This window comes from Streptomyces sp. NBC_00271 (assembly GCF_036178845.1).
Taxonomy (GTDB): Bacteria; Actinomycetota; Actinomycetes; order Streptomycetales; family Streptomycetaceae; genus Streptomyces.
In genome coordinates this window covers 6,850,165-6,865,074 of record NZ_CP108070.1, presented here as the reverse complement: position 1 = coordinate 6,865,074, position 14,910 = coordinate 6,850,165, and the positions used below count along the sequence as shown (strand labels likewise).

14 protein-coding genes are annotated in these 14,910 nt (G+C 70.1%); 10 read left to right on the top strand and 4 right to left on the bottom strand.

Going from position 1 to position 14,910, the window contains the following annotated elements; all coding sequences use genetic code 11:
* Positions 1–97: 97 nt before the first annotated feature.
* From OG798_RS31220 to OG798_RS31205, 4 genes are all read left to right on the top strand, one after another.
* Complete coding sequence (locus OG798_RS31220; RefSeq protein WP_328758022.1) at positions 98–1,453, top strand: sensor histidine kinase; 1,356 nt, start codon at positions 98–100, stop codon at positions 1,451–1,453.
* 504 nt (positions 1,454–1,957) lie between these two features.
* Positions 1,958–2,617: a LuxR C-terminal-related transcriptional regulator gene (locus tag OG798_RS31215; protein ID WP_323138804.1), complete on the top strand. Its 660-nt coding sequence runs from the start codon at positions 1,958–1,960 to the stop codon at positions 2,615–2,617.
* A 325-nt stretch (positions 2,618–2,942) separates the two neighbouring features.
* Complete coding sequence (locus OG798_RS31210; RefSeq protein ID WP_095853151.1) at positions 2,943–4,874, top strand: 2-oxoacid:acceptor oxidoreductase subunit alpha; 1,932 nt, start codon at positions 2,943–2,945, stop codon at positions 4,872–4,874.
* Entirely contained in the window at positions 4,867–5,946 is a 1,080-nt protein-coding gene (locus OG798_RS31205; RefSeq protein ID WP_095853152.1) for a 2-oxoacid:ferredoxin oxidoreductase subunit beta, read from the top strand. Before OG798_RS31210 ends, OG798_RS31205 begins: the two co-directional genes overlap by 8 nt.
* Before the next feature lie 22 nt (positions 5,947–5,968).
* On the opposite strand, the gene OG798_RS31200 is transcribed toward OG798_RS31205, so the two are convergent.
* On the bottom strand, positions 5,969–6,331 hold the full coding sequence (locus OG798_RS31200) for a winged helix-turn-helix transcriptional regulator (protein WP_097285807.1): 363 nt from the start codon (positions 6,329–6,331) through the stop codon (positions 5,969–5,971).
* A 191-nt stretch (positions 6,332–6,522) separates the two neighbouring features.
* On the opposite strand from OG798_RS31200, the gene OG798_RS31195 reads away from it, so the two are divergent.
* The 4 genes from OG798_RS31195 (at position 6,523) to OG798_RS31180 (ending at position 10,212) form a co-directional block, all read left to right on the top strand.
* Positions 6,523–7,377 carry an SDR family oxidoreductase gene (locus tag OG798_RS31195; protein WP_328758021.1) on the top strand — a complete coding sequence of 285 codons (855 nt, stop codon included), beginning with the start codon at positions 6,523–6,525 and terminating at the stop codon, positions 7,375–7,377.
* A gap of 253 nt (positions 7,378–7,630) precedes the next feature.
* Entirely contained in the window at positions 7,631–8,596 is a 966-nt protein-coding gene (gene rarD, locus OG798_RS31190) for an EamA family transporter RarD (protein WP_121418356.1), read from the top strand.
* Positions 8,597–8,664: 68 nt separating this feature from the next.
* Complete coding sequence (locus OG798_RS31185; protein ID WP_095853155.1) at positions 8,665–9,123, top strand: VOC family protein; 459 nt, start codon at positions 8,665–8,667, stop codon at positions 9,121–9,123.
* 144 nt (positions 9,124–9,267) lie between these two features.
* Positions 9,268–10,212, top strand: coding sequence for a M28 family metallopeptidase (locus OG798_RS31180; protein ID WP_095853156.1), 945 nt, complete (start codon positions 9,268–9,270; stop codon positions 10,210–10,212).
* A 70-nt stretch (positions 10,213–10,282) separates the two neighbouring features.
* Here the strand turns inward: OG798_RS31180 and OG798_RS31175 are convergent, their stop codons facing one another.
* Positions 10,283–11,461, bottom strand: a complete 1,179-nt coding sequence (locus tag OG798_RS31175) for a tetratricopeptide repeat protein (RefSeq protein ID WP_267062574.1) — start codon at positions 11,459–11,461, stop codon at positions 10,283–10,285.
* A gap of 181 nt (positions 11,462–11,642) precedes the next feature.
* On the opposite strand from OG798_RS31175, the gene OG798_RS31170 reads away from it, so the two are divergent.
* Together OG798_RS31170 and OG798_RS31165 are read left to right on the top strand one after the other, a co-directional pair.
* Complete coding sequence (locus OG798_RS31170; RefSeq protein WP_323138803.1) at positions 11,643–12,179, top strand: DUF6668 family protein; 537 nt, start codon at positions 11,643–11,645, stop codon at positions 12,177–12,179.
* A gap of 184 nt (positions 12,180–12,363) precedes the next feature.
* Positions 12,364–12,969, top strand: a complete 606-nt coding sequence (locus OG798_RS31165) for a flavodoxin family protein (protein ID WP_095857856.1) — start codon at positions 12,364–12,366, stop codon at positions 12,967–12,969.
* Between the two features lie 30 nt (positions 12,970–12,999).
* Here the strand turns inward: OG798_RS31165 and OG798_RS31160 are convergent, their stop codons facing one another.
* Both OG798_RS31160 and OG798_RS31155 read right to left on the bottom strand, forming a co-directional pair.
* Complete coding sequence (locus OG798_RS31160) at positions 13,000–13,908, bottom strand: ABC transporter permease (RefSeq protein ID WP_121415356.1); 909 nt, start codon at positions 13,906–13,908, stop codon at positions 13,000–13,002.
* Complete coding sequence (locus OG798_RS31155) at positions 13,895–14,890, bottom strand: ABC transporter ATP-binding protein (protein ID WP_095853159.1); 996 nt, start codon at positions 14,888–14,890, stop codon at positions 13,895–13,897. The genes OG798_RS31160 and OG798_RS31155 overlap by 14 nt, the downstream gene beginning before the upstream one ends.
* Between the last annotated feature and the right edge of the window lie 20 nt (positions 14,891–14,910).

Here is a 14,910-nt window from a genome sequence, read left to right as displayed (position 1 = left end):
TCCCAAGACGCCGACCCGCTCCATGGTCGGCAAGGGCCGAGAACAGCAGGGTGGGAGTACGAACCGACGAGCAGGACGAGCAGAACGGACGAGACCGATGGCGACGGAGTACGGACAGGGGTACGGGTACCCGAGCGGGCCCGGATTCCACGAGGCGGGTGCCGAGGAGCGGCGGCACCGTCTCCCGACACCGCTGCGGGCGCCGATCGAGGCGCGCAGCTGGCGCGAGTTCGGTTACGTGATGTCGAGCCTGCCGCTCGGCATCCTCATGTTCACGTTCGCCGTCACGATGTTCTCGCTCGGCATGGGCCTGCTGATCACCTTCCTGGGGATCCCGGTGCTCGCCGCGGCCCTCGCCGGTGTCCTGGGGTTCGGCGCGCTGGAGCGGGCGCGGGCGCGCGGGTTGCTCGGGATCGAGGTGGCCGCGCCGGAGCCCCTGCGGGTGCGCAAGCACGGGGCGCTGGCGTGGATGGGGGCGATCCTCAAGAACGGTTCGGCGTGGCGGCATCTGCTGTACTCGGTGGTGCAGTTCCCGTGGTCGGTGTTCTCGTTCGTGGTGGCGCTGACCTTCTGGGCGTACGGCTGGGCGATGCTGACGTATCCGCTGTGGTTCTGGCTCTTCCCGGTGTACGGCGGGCAGGGCGGCCTCCAGCTCTACGGCGACGGCGCGCACCTTATCTACCTGGACAACCCCTTCGAGATCACCGTCACCGCGCTGCTGGGGCTGCTGATCACGATGGCCACGCCGTGGATCGTGCGGGCGCTGACCACGGTGGACCGGGTGATGGTGGCGGGGCTGCTCGGGCCGTCGCGGCTGGCGAGCCGGGTGGTCGAGCTGGAGTCGGACCGGGGGGTCGTGATCGACACTGCCGCGGCGGACCTGCGGCGCATCGAGCGGGATCTGCACGACGGAGCGCAGGCGCGGCTCGTCAATCTCGCGATGGGGCTCGGTCTGGCCAAGGAGAAGCTCACCGAGGATCCGCAGGCCGCGGCGCGGATGGTGGACGAGGCGCACGGTGAGGTGAAGACGGCGTTGCAGGAGCTGCGGGATCTGGCGCGGGGGATTCATCCGGCCGTGCTGACCGATCGTGGGTTGGATGCGGCGTTGTCTTCCGTGGCCTCGCGGTGCACCGTGCCGGTGCAGGTGGATGTGGATCTGCCCGCTCGGCCGGCGCCGGCGATCGAGGGGATCGCGTACTTCACCGTCTCCGAGCTGCTGCAGAACGTCAGTAAGCATGCGCGGGCGACGCGGGCCACGGTCGATGTGTGGCGGGTCGAGAACCGGTTGATGCTTCAGGTTGTCGACGATGGTGTGGGTGGGGCCGATGTTTCCGGTGGGTCCGGGCTTGCGGGGCTGGCGGAGCGGCTCGATGCGGTGGACGGGGTTCTGGTGGTGGACTCTCCCGTGGGTGGGCCCAGTCGGATCACTGCGGAGTTGCCCTGGCGGGGGTGAGTGGGGGCCGGGGGGTGGGGTGGGGTGTCTCTCGCCCCCGCCGCCCCTACCCGTCCCATCCCCGGGGGCTCCGCCCCCGAACCCCCGGCGGGGCTCCGCCCCTGCGCCCCGCCGGGGGCGCTGCCCCTGGCCTCCGCGGGGCAACTGCCCCGCACCCCACCACAAGCGTCACCTCTGACCCCCATGGGGCTGCGCCCCGCACCCCGCCGGGCGCAGCCCCAAACCCCCGCGCGCGGGGGCTCGGCCCCAACTCCGACGGAGCTCCGCCCCCGCCCCCTGCTCCCCACCGCCAGCCCGAAATCCCCGCCCCCTAAGCCCCACCCCGGAGCCAAAAGTGCGCCCCCCCGTATTCCCCCTTCCCCCTCCCCCTGATTTCCCTTGATTCCCCTTGCTCGGGGGCAGGTGGGTCCGAATGCTGGGATGCTGTGGGCTGATGTAGGGGCGGGGACGCGGCCGACGTGGGTCGGGGAATGGTGTGGGGGGCCGAGAATCGTGGAGGACAGGGTGCGGGTGGTCATCGCCGAGGATTCAGTGCTGCTCAGGGAGGGCCTGACCCGGTTGTTGACCGACCGCGGGCACGACGTCGTGGCCGGTGTCGGAGACGGCGACGCGCTGATCAAGACCATCACCGACCTGGCGGCCCAGGACTCGCTGCCGGACGTCGTGGTCGCCGACGTACGGATGCCGCCGACGCACACCGACGAGGGCGTGAAGGCCGCCGTGCAGCTGCGCAAGCAGCACCCGGGAGTGGGGGTGCTGGTGCTGTCGCAGTACGTGGAGGAGCGCTACGCCACCGAACTGCTGGCCGGTTCGAGCCGCGGCGTCGGCTACCTGCTCAAGGACCGCGTCGCGGAGGTGCGCGAGTTCGTGGACGCGGTGGTGCGGGTGGCCCGGGGGGGTACCGCTCTGGACCCGGAGGTGGTCGCGCAGCTGCTCGGGCGCAGCCGTAAGCAGGACGTACTGGCCGGGCTCACCCCGCGGGAGCGGGAGGTCCTAGGACTTATGGCCGAGGGACGCACCAACTCGGCGATCGCACGGCAGCTCGTGGTGAGTGACGGAGCGGTCGAGAAACACGTCAGCAATATCTTTCTGAAACTCGGGCTTTCCCCGAGCGACGGCGATCATCGGCGTGTTCTCGCGGTCCTCACCTATCTGAACTCCTGAGGGACTGACACTGGGGCAGCCGAAACGCACTGGGTCGGCCGAACGGAATCGCCCTCGAAGGCCGGGGGCCGAAGAACCGGGGGCCCGACACGGCACCAGAGCGGCGCGAGACCGGCACGAGAACCAAAGGATGAGGTAGAAGCGTCTTCCAGAGCAGCGTCGGGGGCGAGTAAGTCATGACAAGTCAGGGCGTCGAACCATCTCAAAATGGTGTCCATCATGCGAACGGCCGAGGGAAGGCGACCCTTACAGACGTAGGGTTGATCCCGGGAAGGCCTGCGGGAAGGCCGCTCCCAGACAGCCGCCTCGAAGGAGGTCCAGTTAAGTGACCAGCCAGGTCAGTAGCCCAGCGGAGCAGGCCGACGGAGCCGTCGTAGGAGAACAGCGCAAACCGGCGGGGGCAAAGGAAACACGCCGGCTCGACCGGGTGATCATCCGGTTCGCGGGTGACTCCGGTGATGGAATGCAACTCACCGGCGACCGCTTCACCTCCGAGACGGCGTCCTTCGGCAATGATCTTTCGACGCTGCCGAACTTCCCCGCCGAAATCCGAGCGCCCGCAGGCACACTGCCGGGCGTTTCTTCATTTCAGCTGCATTTCGCGGACCATGACATCCTCACGCCCGGTGACGCGCCGAATGTGCTGGTGGCCATGAATCCGGCGGCACTCAAGGCGAACATCGGTGATGTGCCGCGCGGCGCGGAGATCATCGTCAACACGGACGAGTTCACGAAGCGGGCGATGGCGAAGGTCGGCTACGCCGCCAGCCCGCTGGAGGACGGTTCGCTGGACGGGTACGCCGTCCATCCGGTCCCGCTGACGACGATGACGGTCGAGGCGCTCAAGGAGTTCGAGCTGTCCCGCAAGGAGGCCGAGCGCAGCAAGAACATGTTCGCGCTGGGGCTTCTGTCGTGGATGTATCACCGGCCCACCGAGGGCACGGAGAAGTTCCTGCAGACCAAGTTCGCGAAGAAGCCCGAGATCGCCGCCGCCAACATCGCCGCGTTCCGGGCGGGCTGGAACTTCGGCGAGACGACCGAGGACTTCGCGGTCTCCTACGAGGTCGCCCCGGCCGCCAAGACCTTCCCGACCGGCACCTACCGCAACATCTCCGGGAACCTGGCCCTGTCGTACGGCCTGATCGCCGCCTCCAAGCAGGCGGACCTGCCCCTCTACCTGGGCTCCTACCCGATCACCCCGGCCTCCGACATCCTGCACGAGCTCAGCAAGCACAAGAACTTCGGTGTGCGGACCTTCCAGGCCGAGGACGAGATCGCGGGCATCGGCGCGGCCCTGGGCGCGGCCTTCGGCGGCTCCCTCGCCGTCACCACCACCTCCGGGCCGGGCGTGGCACTGAAGTCGGAGACCATCGGGCTCGCGGTCTCCCTCGAACTGCCACTGCTGGTCATCGACATCCAGCGCGGCGGGCCGTCCACGGGGCTGCCGACGAAGACGGAGCAGGCGGACCTGCTCCAGGCGATGTACGGGCGCAACGGAGAGGCCCCGGTCCCGGTGGTCGCCCCGTGCACGCCGGTCGACTGCTTCGACGCCGCCCTGGAAGCGGCCCGGATCGCCCTCACCTACCGCACCCCCGTCCTCCTGCTCTCCGACGGCTACCTGGCCAACGGCTCCGAGCCGTGGCGGATCCCGGAGGTCGACGAACTTCCGGACCTGCGGGTGCAGTTCGCGCAGGGTCCGAACCACACCCTGGACGACGGCACCGAGGTGTTCTGGCCGTACAAGCGCGACCCGGGGACCCTGGCCCGCCCGTGGGCGATCCCGGGCACACCGGGACTCGAGCACCGCATCGGCGGCATCGAGAAGCAGGACGGCACGGGCAACATCTCCTACGACCCCGCCAACCACGACTTCATGGTCCGCACCCGCCAGGCGAAGATCGACGGCATCGACGTCCCCGACATCGAGGTCGACGACCCCTCCGGTGAGGCCAACACCCTGGTTCTGGGCTGGGGTTCGACGTACGGCCCCATCACCGCGGCGGTACGGCGGCTGCGGGCCGCCGGGGAGAACATCGCGCAGGCCCATCTGCGCCACCTCAACCCCTTCCCCCGGAATCTCGGCGCGGTGCTGGGGCGTTACGAGAAGGTGGTGATCCCCGAGATGAACCTCGGCCAGCTCGCCACGCTCGTCCGGGCGAAGTACCTGGTCGACGCGCACTCCTACAACCAGGTCAACGGCATGCCGTTCAAGGCCGAACAGCTCGCCACGGCGCTCAAGGAGGCCATCGATGGCTGAGACGACCACAGGAAGCGCGGACACGATCGAGGCCCTCACCCTGGTGCCCAAGGCCGAGGCCAGGCAGTCCATGAAGGACTTCAAGTCCGATCAGGAAGTGCGCTGGTGCCCCGGTTGCGGTGACTACGCGGTCCTGGCCGCCGTGCAGGGCTTCATGCCCGAGCTCGGCCTCGCCAAGGAGAACATCGTCTTCGTGTCGGGCATCGGCTGCTCGTCCCGCTTCCCGTACTACATGAACACGTACGGCATGCACTCCATCCACGGCCGCGCGCCCGCCATCGCGACGGGCCTCGCCTCCAGCAGGCGGGACCTGAGCGTGTGGGTGGTGACCGGTGACGGGGACGCCCTCTCCATCGGCGGCAACCATCTGATCCACGCGCTGCGTCGCAACGTGAACCTGAAGATCCTGCTGTTCAACAACCGGATCTACGGCCTCACCAAGGGCCAGTACTCGCCGACCTCCGAGGTCGGCAAGATCACCAAGTCGACGCCGATGGGCTCGCTGGACGCGCCCTTCAACCCGGTGTCCCTGGCCATCGGCGCGGAGGCGTCCTTCGTGGCCCGGACCGTGGACTCCGACCGCAAGCACCTCACCGACGTACTGCGGCAGGCCGCCGCCCACCCGGGCACGGCACTGGTGGAGATCTACCAGAACTGCAACATCTTCAACGACGGCGCCTTCGAGGTCCTCAAGGACAAGCAGCAGGCCGAGGAGGCGGTGATCCGCCTCGAACACGGGCAGCAGATCCGCTTCGGCGCGGACGGCGCCAAGGGTGTCGTACGGGATCAGCTGACCGGTGACCTGAAGGTCGTCGCCGTCACCCCGGAGAACGAGGCGCAGATCCTGGTCCACGACGCGCACGCCGCGTCCCCGACCACGGCCTTCGCGCTCTCCCGGCTCGCCGACCCGGACACCCTGCACCACACCCCGATCGGTGTCCTGCGCTCCGTGGAACGGCCGGTCTACGACACCCAGATGGCCGACCAGCTCGACACGGCCATCGAACAGAACGGCAAGGGCGACCTCGCCACGCTCCTCGCGGGCGGGGACACCTGGACGGTCGTCGGCTGAGCGAGCCGACCGTTCGAGGCGTTCAGGAAGTTCCAGGGGCCCGGGTGGCTGACACCCGGGCCTCGTCGTATGCGTGGCGGGACTTCTCGACGTCGTCCATCCGGTCCTTGGTCCAGACGGCCAGCGCGCGCACCTGCTCGGCGGCCTCGCGGCCCAGTTCGGTGAGCGAGTAGTCGACGCGGGGCGGGATCACGGGCTTCGCGTCACGGTGGACAAGACCGTCGCGCTCCAGCGTCTGGAGGGTCTGGGTGAGCATCTTCTCGCTGACCCGGCCGATCGCCCGGCGCAGCTCGCTGAAGCGGTAGGGACGGTCGAGGAGCTCGATCAGTACGAGCACACCCCAGCGGCTGGTGACGTGCTCCAGGACGAGGCGGTACGGGCACATCGCCTCGCCCGTGTCGTACTTGGAGACGGCCGCGGGCCTGGAGACGGCCGCGGGCTTGGACGCGGCCGGGGTGTCGGTGGATACCTCTGCACTTACTCCCATGCCAGTACCTTACTTCAAAGTGGGTACTTTCGCAGAGTTAGCGCACCTCCTAGGGTTAGTGGCAGACCTACCCCACAAGGAGCCAAGTCATGAGCATCGTCGTCACCGGAGCCACCGGACACCTCGGCTGCCACGTCATCGAGGGACTGCTGGAGAAGGTTCCGGCCGACCAGATCACCGCCGTCGTCCGCGACGCGGAGAAGGCCGCCGGCTTCGCGGCCCGCGGCGTGAAGCTCGCGGTCGCCAACTACAACGAGCCCGAGACCTTCGGGACCCTCTTCGCCGCCGGCGACAAGGTGCTGCTCATCTCCGGCAACGAGTTCGACAAGGGCCGCGTGGCCCAGCACCAGGTCGTCCTGGACGCCGCCAAGGCCGCCGGGGTCGCGCTCTTCGCGTACACCAGCGCCCCGGGCACCCTCACCGCCGCCCTCGCCGACGACCACAAGGGCACCGAGAAGGCCATCCTGGAGTCGGGCGTGCCCTACGCCCTGCTGCGCAACGGCTGGTACAACGAGAACTACACCGAGAACCTCGCCCCGGTCCTCGAGTACGGCGCCGTCACCCAGGCCGCCGGCGACGGCAAGGTCGCCTCCGCCGCCCGCGCCGACTACGCGGCCGCCGCCGTGGCCGTGCTGACCGGCGAGGGCCACGAGAACAAGACGTACGAGCTGAGCGGCGACACCGCGTGGAGCTTCGCCGAGTACGCCGCCCTGGTGGCCGAGCGGTCCGGCAAGGAGATCGTCTACAACGCCGTCTCCGTCGAGGCGCTCACCGGCATCCTGACCGGCGCCGGACTGCCCGGCCCCCTCGCCGCGATCCTGGCGGGCGTCGACGCGTCCATCGAGAAGGGCGAGCTCGCGGGCACGAGCGGCGACCTGTCCCGGCTGACCGGCCGCCCGACCACGCCGGTCGCCGAGTCGATCGCGGCGGCGCTGAAGGGCTGACTCCCCCTCGGGGTCCTGGCACCGTCGCCCTCCACACCCCCACCTGTCATGACCGTATGGCGATACGGGCATGACAGGCGGGGGTGCTCGGCGCTACCTTCTTGGAGGCTGCACGGGAGCAGCTGTGCGAGAGGGAGGGCCGGTGGCCGTGCAGCAGGCGAAGAATTCGATGGGTGCGACCGGCTCCACGGGTTCCAGTGGCCCCGTCGGCTCCGCGGGTTCCAGTGGTCCCGTCGGCTCGACGGATCCCCGGATGTCCAAGGCCGAGCAGCGCATCGGGCTGTTGAACGGCTTCGCCGCGTACGGCATGTGGGGGCTCGTTCCCCTCTTCTGGCCGCTGCTGAAGCCGGCCGGAGCCCTCGAGATCCTCGCCCACCGGATGGTGTGGTCCCTCGCCGTGGTCGGCGTCGCCCTGCTGGTGATGCGGCGCTGGGCCTGGCTCGGCGAGCTGCTGCGACAGCCGCGCAAACTGGCGCTGATCAGCGTCGCGGCGGCCGTGATCACGGTCAACTGGGGCGTCTACATCTGGGCCGTGAACAGCGAGCACGTCGTCGAGGCGTCCCTCGGCTACTTCATCAACCCGCTCGTCACCATCGCCATGGGCGTCCTGTTGCTGAAGGAACGGCTGCGCCCCCTGCAGTGGACGGCGGTCGGTGTCGGCTTCTCCGCGGTGCTCGTCCTCACCATCGGGTACGGCCGGCCGCCGTGGATCTCCCTCACCCTCGCCTTCTCCTTCGCCACGTACGGACTGGTGAAGAAGAAGGTCAACCTCGGCGGGATCGAGTCGCTCGCCGCCGAGACGGCGATCCAGTTCCTGCCCGCGCTCGCCTATCTGCTGTGGCTGGGTTCGAGCGGGGGCGCGACCTTCGGCACGGAAGGCGCGGGGCACGCGACACTGCTCGCGGCGACGGGCGTGGTGACCGCACTTCCGCTGGTGTGCTTCGGCGCGGCCGCGATACGGGTGCCGTTGTCCACGCTGGGGCTGTTGCAGTACCTCGCCCCGGTGTTCCAGTTCCTGCTCGGCATCCTCTACTTCCACGAGGCCATGCCGCCGGAGCGGTGGGCCGGGTTCGCGCTGGTCTGGCTCGCGCTGTCGCTGCTCACCTTCGACGCGCTGCGGACCGCGCGGCGGGCGGCCAGGGCGCTCAGGGCCGGGGCGGTCGCGGGTGCCGTCGCCGGCGTACGGGATGCCACCACCACCGTGGACGCCAAGTCGTAGAGAGTTGTTCGGCGGCACGTGCGCAATCCCGTTGCACCCCTTGTCACGCAACCACTATGAGTGGCTGTATGACGCCTACGCCCGTGCACTGGAAGCTGGTCATCGACGCCACCGACCCGCATGCCCAAGCCGACTTCTGGGCCGCCGCCCTCGGTTACGAGGTCGAGGACAACAGCGCGCTCGTCGAACAACTGCTGGGCCTCGGTGCCCTGCCTGCCGAGGCCACCGTCGACTTCCACGGCCGCCCGGCCTTCCGGGACCTGATCGCCGTACGGCATCCCGACGACCCGTACGACAAGGAGCGCGGCATCGGGCTCGGACGGCGTCTGCTCTTCCAGCGCGTCCCCGAGCCGAAGACCGTCAAGAACCGGCTCCATCTCGATCTGCACCCGGGCGAGGGCCGACGCGCGGACGAGGTCGCCCGGTTGGAGGGGCTCGGCGCGGAGGTGCTGCGGCACGTGAAGGAACCGGCCGGCGAGTGGGTGGTGATGGCCGACCCGGAGGGGAACGAGTTCTGCGTGCAGTGAGCGTGCGTGCTGCGAGCGTCGCCACCCCGGCGGCCCGGGTTCGTTATGCGAACCAGCCTGACCGGATTACGCTCTTGACGGAACGTCAGCCTCAGAAACACCATCAGGCACCTCATTCCCACAAGGAATCCGGAGCCCCCCCACATGAAGCTCTCCGTTCCCGGGCGTGCCGCCGGCGCCGTCGTCGCGGCCGTCACGCTCCTCACCACCGGCGCGATAACCGGCGCGGCGCCGGCCCCCACCGCCGCGGCAGCCGCACCCGACATCCCCGTGGCCAACGTCAAGGCACATCTCGCACAGCTGCAGTCCATCGCCACCGCCAACGGCGGCAACCGCGCACACGGCCGCACCGGCTACAAGGCCTCCATCGACTATGTGAAGGCGAAGCTGGACGCGGCCGGATTCACCACGACCCTCCAGCAGTTCACGTCCTCCGGCCGCACCGGGTACAACCTGATCGCCGACTGGCCCGGCGGCGACGCCAACCAGGTCGTCATGGCGGGCTCCCACCTCGACAGCGTGACCGCGGGACCCGGCATCAACGACAACGGATCCGGGTCCGCCGCGATCCTGGAGACCGCGCTCGCCGTCTCCCGGGCCCAGTACCAGCCCACCAAGCACCTGCGGTTCGCCTGGTGGGGCGCGGAGGAGCTGGGGATGGTCGGCTCGAAGTACTACGTGAACAGCCTGTCCTCCGCGAACCGGGCGAAGATCAGCGACTATCTCAACTTCGACATGATCGGGTCACCGAACCCCGGCTACTTCGTCTACGACGACGACCCCACGATCGAGAAGACCTTCAAGGACTACTTCGCGGGTGTCGGCATCGCCACGGAGCCGGAGACCGAGGGCGACGGCCGCTCGGACCACTCGCCCTTCAAGAACGTGGGCATTCCGGTCGGCGGTCTCTTCAGCGGCGCCGACTACATCAAGACGGCGGCCCAGGCCGCCAAGTGGGGCGGCACCTCCGGCCTGGCCTTCGACCGCTGCTACCACGCCTCCTGCGACACGGCGTCCAACATCGACGACACGGCGCTGAACCGGAACGCGGACGCGCTGGCGTACGCCGTGTGGACGCTGTCCTCCTAGGACTCCTGGGCTCCTAGGGGCCCGCTGGGGCTCCTAGGGCTCACTGGGGCTCCTCGTCCTCCCAGCCCTCCTAGGGGGTGTACGGGTTGTCCGCCAGGGAGCGGGACCGGGCCCGGTCCGCGAGGCGGGTCATGCGGGTGCGGGCCGACTCGAGCTGTTCGAGGTCGTCGGCGGCGGGGCCGCCGTCGGCCACGAGCTCGGTCCACAGCGTGATCAGGTCCTGTCCCAGGTTCAGCCCCTGCACGGGGTCGCGCACGGCGCGCCAGGCCGTGGCGGCGCTCTGTACGTTGCCGTACGCGGCCTCGGCGTCCTGGTGCCGCCTGCGGACGCGGGCGAGGTCGAGGGACAGGTGGAACGCCCGGAGCGGGTCACCGGCCAAATAGGCGATGTACGAGGTCAGCTCGCGCAGCCGCAGCACCTCCGGGTGCTCGGGGCCCAGCGACCGCGACGCGTCCGCGCCCACCCGCTCCGCCATCCCCGTGGCCTCTTCGATCCGGCCCATCTTCACGGCCTCGTTGATCCGCGCCACGGGCTCCACGAGGAACGCCGCGCCCTCCGTCTCCTGAACCGGTGCCAGCACGGACTCGGCGACGGCGTCGAAGCCGCGCGCGGGAGTGGGCTTCGGTTCCGGCTCCGGCTCGGGGTCCATGACCGACATGGCCTCCATCGCGAGGGCCGGACGCTCAGGAGTCAGCCCCACGGGCGGCGGGCCGAACTCGCCCGTCGGAGCCACCGCGACACCGGGGGCGGCGTCCCGCGTCGGCTCCGGCAGCGCCCGCAGCACATGCGTCGCCGCGGCACCGGGCAGGGGCTGCGGCTCCGACACCGGCACCGGTGGCGCCGCGGGTGGGGTCACCGGCATCGCGGGAGGAGCCGCGGGCATCGCGGGAGGAGCTGCAGGCACCCCGGGCACCTCGGCCGGCGGCCCCACCCGTACCGGCTCACCCGTGTACCGGCTCGACCCGTCCCCGTACACCTCCAGCGGTACGACGAAGCCGATCCGTTCGTCGTGGATGGTGGCGAGGACGGAGTGACCGGCGGCGAGGGCGAGTCGGTGGAGGTGGTTCAGGACGGTGGCCTGGACGGTCTCGCCGGCCATGACGCCGACCGGCACGCCGCCGACCGTGACGCCGCCCCCGCTTTCCCCCGCGGGCGCGGTGACCCACACCTCCAACGGGCCGGCACCGGGGCCGACCGCCGAGCGCTGCCGCTTGGATTCCCGCTTCTGTTCGCGGCTGAGTCGAGACATCGCTTCCCTCACTCGGGTCGTACTTCCATGCGTCGACCTTGCCTCAAGATCCCGTCAGGTACATACAGTCAAGTCTCTCGGCTCACCACCGCTGCATGCGTCACTACGGCGTCACAGCCTCGTAAGAGTGGCCGACAACGCCGACAACGACGAGGAGAGTGGTCAGGTGATGCAGGGGAGCATGCGGCAGGGGGCGGAGGGGCCCGAGATCTGGCTCCGCGGGCCGGTCGCCGACGCGGTGGAACCCACGCGGTGGCCCGAACCCGCCGGGAGCGAACCCGACCACCTCGACGTCGGCCCACGGCGGTTCGCCTGGGTCGCGACACACGGCGGGGCCGGCACCACCACGCTCGCCGCGGTCTTCGGCGGCCATGACGCCGGGCGGAACTGGCCCCGGCCCGACCAGGGAGAACCTGGGTCGGTGCTCCTCGTCGGGCGTACGCACGCGGCCGGACTGGACGCCGTCTCGCACACCCTGGACACCTTCCGCCGGGGCGAGGCGCCCCCGGGGCTCGACCTCGACGCCGTGGTGCTGGTCGCGGACGCGCCCGGACGACTGCCCCGCCCACTCGCCCAGCGCGTCAAGGTGATCGATTCGATGATCGACGTGTATCAGGTGCCGTGGATCCCGGCGTGGCGCATCGGTGACCTCACCTCGGCGCCGCCCCGCGAGACGGCCGCGCTGGCCCGCCTGACGGGCGCCGCGCGCCTGCCCTGAACCCCGGCAGAACCCCGACGGACCCCGACAGACCCAGGAAGCCGGTTGTCGGCGCCCGGCATCCGCCATCCGTGTCTCTCGGGATCTCGGGATGGACGTCACATGCGTATGCATATATTGTGTACGCATGCAGTTGCCGGTCGTGGTGTTCCGCGACCCGTCGCACGCGCACCCTGGGGGACCCATGAGCCGTCACTTCCTGTTCCTGCTCGGCAGCAGCCGCCCCGACGGCAACACCGAGCTCCTGGCCCGCCGGGCCGCCGAACAGTTGCCCGCGGATGTCGAGCAGCGCTGGCTGAGCCTCGCCGAGCACCCGCTGCCCGACTTCGTGGACCTGCGGCGCGACAGCGACCACGTACACCCGGCCGCGGGGAGCAGTCCGGCGCTGCTGCTCGACGCCACCCTGGCGGCCACCGACATCGTGATCGCCTCGCCGCTGTACTGGTACTCGGTGTCCGGTCTCACCAAGCGCTACCTGGACTACTGGTCGGGCTGGCTGCGCACTCCCGGCGTCGACTTCAAGGCCAGGATGGCGGGGCGCACCCTCTGGGGCGTCACCGCGCTGGCCCACGAGGAGGAAGAGGTCGCCGACCCGCTGATCGGCACGCTCAACCACTCGGCCGCGTACCTGGGCATGCGTTTCGGCGGGGTCCTGCTCGGCAACGGCAGCAAGCCCGGTGACGTACTGAAGGACACGGCAGCGCTGGCGCACGCAAAAACGTTCTTCGACGGGGAGGCACCGCTCGCCCGCTACCCCTACGAGACGCAGGGCATGGCAGCCGCGCGCTAGCTGTATTGACCCGCAGCGTTGTTCACACGGCTACGCGGTGATGTCCTTCGCCGTGAACCGCGCCCACGCCGCCGAGCCGAACACCGCCGCGTACAGGCCCTGGAGTCCGAGATTGCGGACGAGGTCGTCCCAGTACACCGGGTCGCGCATGAGGTCGGCGAAGGACAGCCAGTAGTGGGAGAAGAAGTACGGCTGGAGGGCGTGGAGCTGGGGGATCTGGTCGAGGATCTGGATGGTGATGAGAAGGCCGACCGTCGTCGCCATCGCCGCGATCCCGCTGTTGGTCAGCGTCGAGACGAACAGGCCGAGGGCCGCGACGCCTATCAGTGACGCGGCGACGACCAGCGCGATGAGGAACGCCCGTCCGAGCCCCTCGGTGAAGCTGATCCGGGTCCCGGAGATCGTCGTCAGCTCGCCCAGGGGGAAGAGCAGCGCGCCGACCGTGAGCGCCGAGAGCGCCACCACCAGGGTCGCGACCAGGCAGAACGTCATGGTGGTCGCGTACTTGGTGAGCAGCAGGCGGGTACGGCCGGCGGGCGCGACCAGCAGGTAGCGCAGCGTCCCCGCGTTCGCCTCGCCCGCGATCGCGTCGCCCGCGATGACGCCGATGGCCATCGGCAGGAAGAAGGGGAGGGTCGCGGCGAGCGCCGTGAACACCAGGAACAGACCGTTGTTGGTGATCTGCGCGATGAACGCCGGTCCTTCGCCGCCGCCACCGCCCCCCGTCGAGCCGTCACGCGTCTCGATCTTGATCGCGATGCCGATGAGGATCGGCACGGCCGCGAGCACGGCGAGCAGCGCGATGGTCCGCCAGCGCCGGAAGGTGGTGAGGAGCTCGCTGCGGAAGAGTCCGAAGGTCCACAGGGGGCTCGGTTTCCGTATCACCGTGTCCTCGACGCGTACCGGCTCGGCCCCGGCCTCGACCTCAGCCCGCGACATCGAACCCCTCCCCCGTCAGCGCCACGAACGCGTCCTCCAGTGAGGCCCGTTCGACGCCGAAGCCACGGACGCGGACGCCCGCCGTGACCAACGCGGCGTTCAGCTCGGCGAGTTCGCGGTCCGGAGGTTCGGCACTCACGCCCGTCTCCGTCACGACGAGATCCGCGACTCCCTGTTCCTTCAGTACACGCGCCGCGTCCCCGGGGTCCGGGGTGGTCACGACCAGCCGCCCCCGCGCCCCCGCCGCGAGCTCCGCCACCGGGCCCTGGGTGATCAGCCGCCCCTGTGCCATCACGGCGGCGTGCGTGCACACCTGCTCGATCTCGTCGAGCAGGTGTGAGGAGAGGAAGACGGTCGTGCCGTCCGAGGCCAGCTCCCTCACGAGGGAACGGATCTCGCGCATGCCCTGCGGGTCGAGGCCGTTGGTCGGCTCGTCCAGGACGAGCAGGCGGCGGGGCTGGAGCAGCGCGGCCGCGAGCCCGAGCCGCTGCTTCATGCCGAGCGAGTACGCCTTCGCCTTCTTGCCCGCGGCCGCGGTGAGTCCGACCCGGTCGAGGGCGGCCTCGACGCGGGTACGCCGGGTGCGCGGGTCGGCGGTCGGGTCGGCGGCGTCGTACCGGAGGAGGTTGTCGCGGCCGGAGAGGAAGCCGTACAGCGCGGGGCCCTCGATGAGGGCGCCCACGTGCGGGAGCACGGCGCGGGTGGCGCGGGGCATGGGCTGCCCCAGCACACGCGCCGTGCCCGAGGTCGGCTCGATCAGGCCCATCAGCATGCGGATGGTGGTGGTCTTGCCCGAGCCGTTGGGTCCGAGGAAGCCGAAGACGCTGCCCGCCGGGACGGTCAGATCGAGGCCGTCCACGGCGAGCTGTCCGCCGCGGAAGCGCTTGGTGAGGGCGTGGGTGGCGATCACCGTGCCCTCGGCGGACGCGCTGGCGGTGCCCGCCACAGGCGGGTCCGTACCCTCGGCGGACCGCTCCTCCATGGGCTCCCTCGTTTCGGCTT

Coding starts and splice junctions, on each gene's coding strand:
- OG798_RS31220 (WP_328758022.1), top strand. CDS start 98: ATGGCGACGGAGTACGGACAGGGGTACGGGTACCCGAGCGGGCCCGGA.
- OG798_RS31205 (WP_095853152.1), top strand. CDS start 4,867: ATGGCTGAGACGACCACAGGAAGCGCGGACACGATCGAGGCCCTCACC.
- OG798_RS31200 (WP_097285807.1), bottom strand. CDS start 6,331: ATGTGCCCGTACCGCCTCGTCCTGGAGCACGTCACCAGCCGCTGGGGT.
- OG798_RS31195 (WP_328758021.1), top strand. CDS start 6,523: ATGAGCATCGTCGTCACCGGAGCCACCGGACACCTCGGCTGCCACGTC.
- rarD (WP_121418356.1), top strand. CDS start 7,631: ATGTCCAAGGCCGAGCAGCGCATCGGGCTGTTGAACGGCTTCGCCGCG.
- OG798_RS31185 (WP_095853155.1), top strand. CDS start 8,665: ATGACGCCTACGCCCGTGCACTGGAAGCTGGTCATCGACGCCACCGAC.
- OG798_RS31180 (WP_095853156.1), top strand. CDS start 9,268: ATGAAGCTCTCCGTTCCCGGGCGTGCCGCCGGCGCCGTCGTCGCGGCC.
- OG798_RS31175 (WP_267062574.1), bottom strand. CDS start 11,461: ATGTCTCGACTCAGCCGCGAACAGAAGCGGGAATCCAAGCGGCAGCGC.
- OG798_RS31170 (WP_323138803.1), top strand. CDS start 11,643: ATGCGGCAGGGGGCGGAGGGGCCCGAGATCTGGCTCCGCGGGCCGGTC.
- OG798_RS31165 (WP_095857856.1), top strand. CDS start 12,364: ATGAGCCGTCACTTCCTGTTCCTGCTCGGCAGCAGCCGCCCCGACGGC.
- OG798_RS31160 (WP_121415356.1), bottom strand. CDS start 13,908: ATGTCGCGGGCTGAGGTCGAGGCCGGGGCCGAGCCGGTACGCGTCGAG.
- OG798_RS31155 (WP_095853159.1), bottom strand. CDS start 14,890: ATGGAGGAGCGGTCCGCCGAGGGTACGGACCCGCCTGTGGCGGGCACC.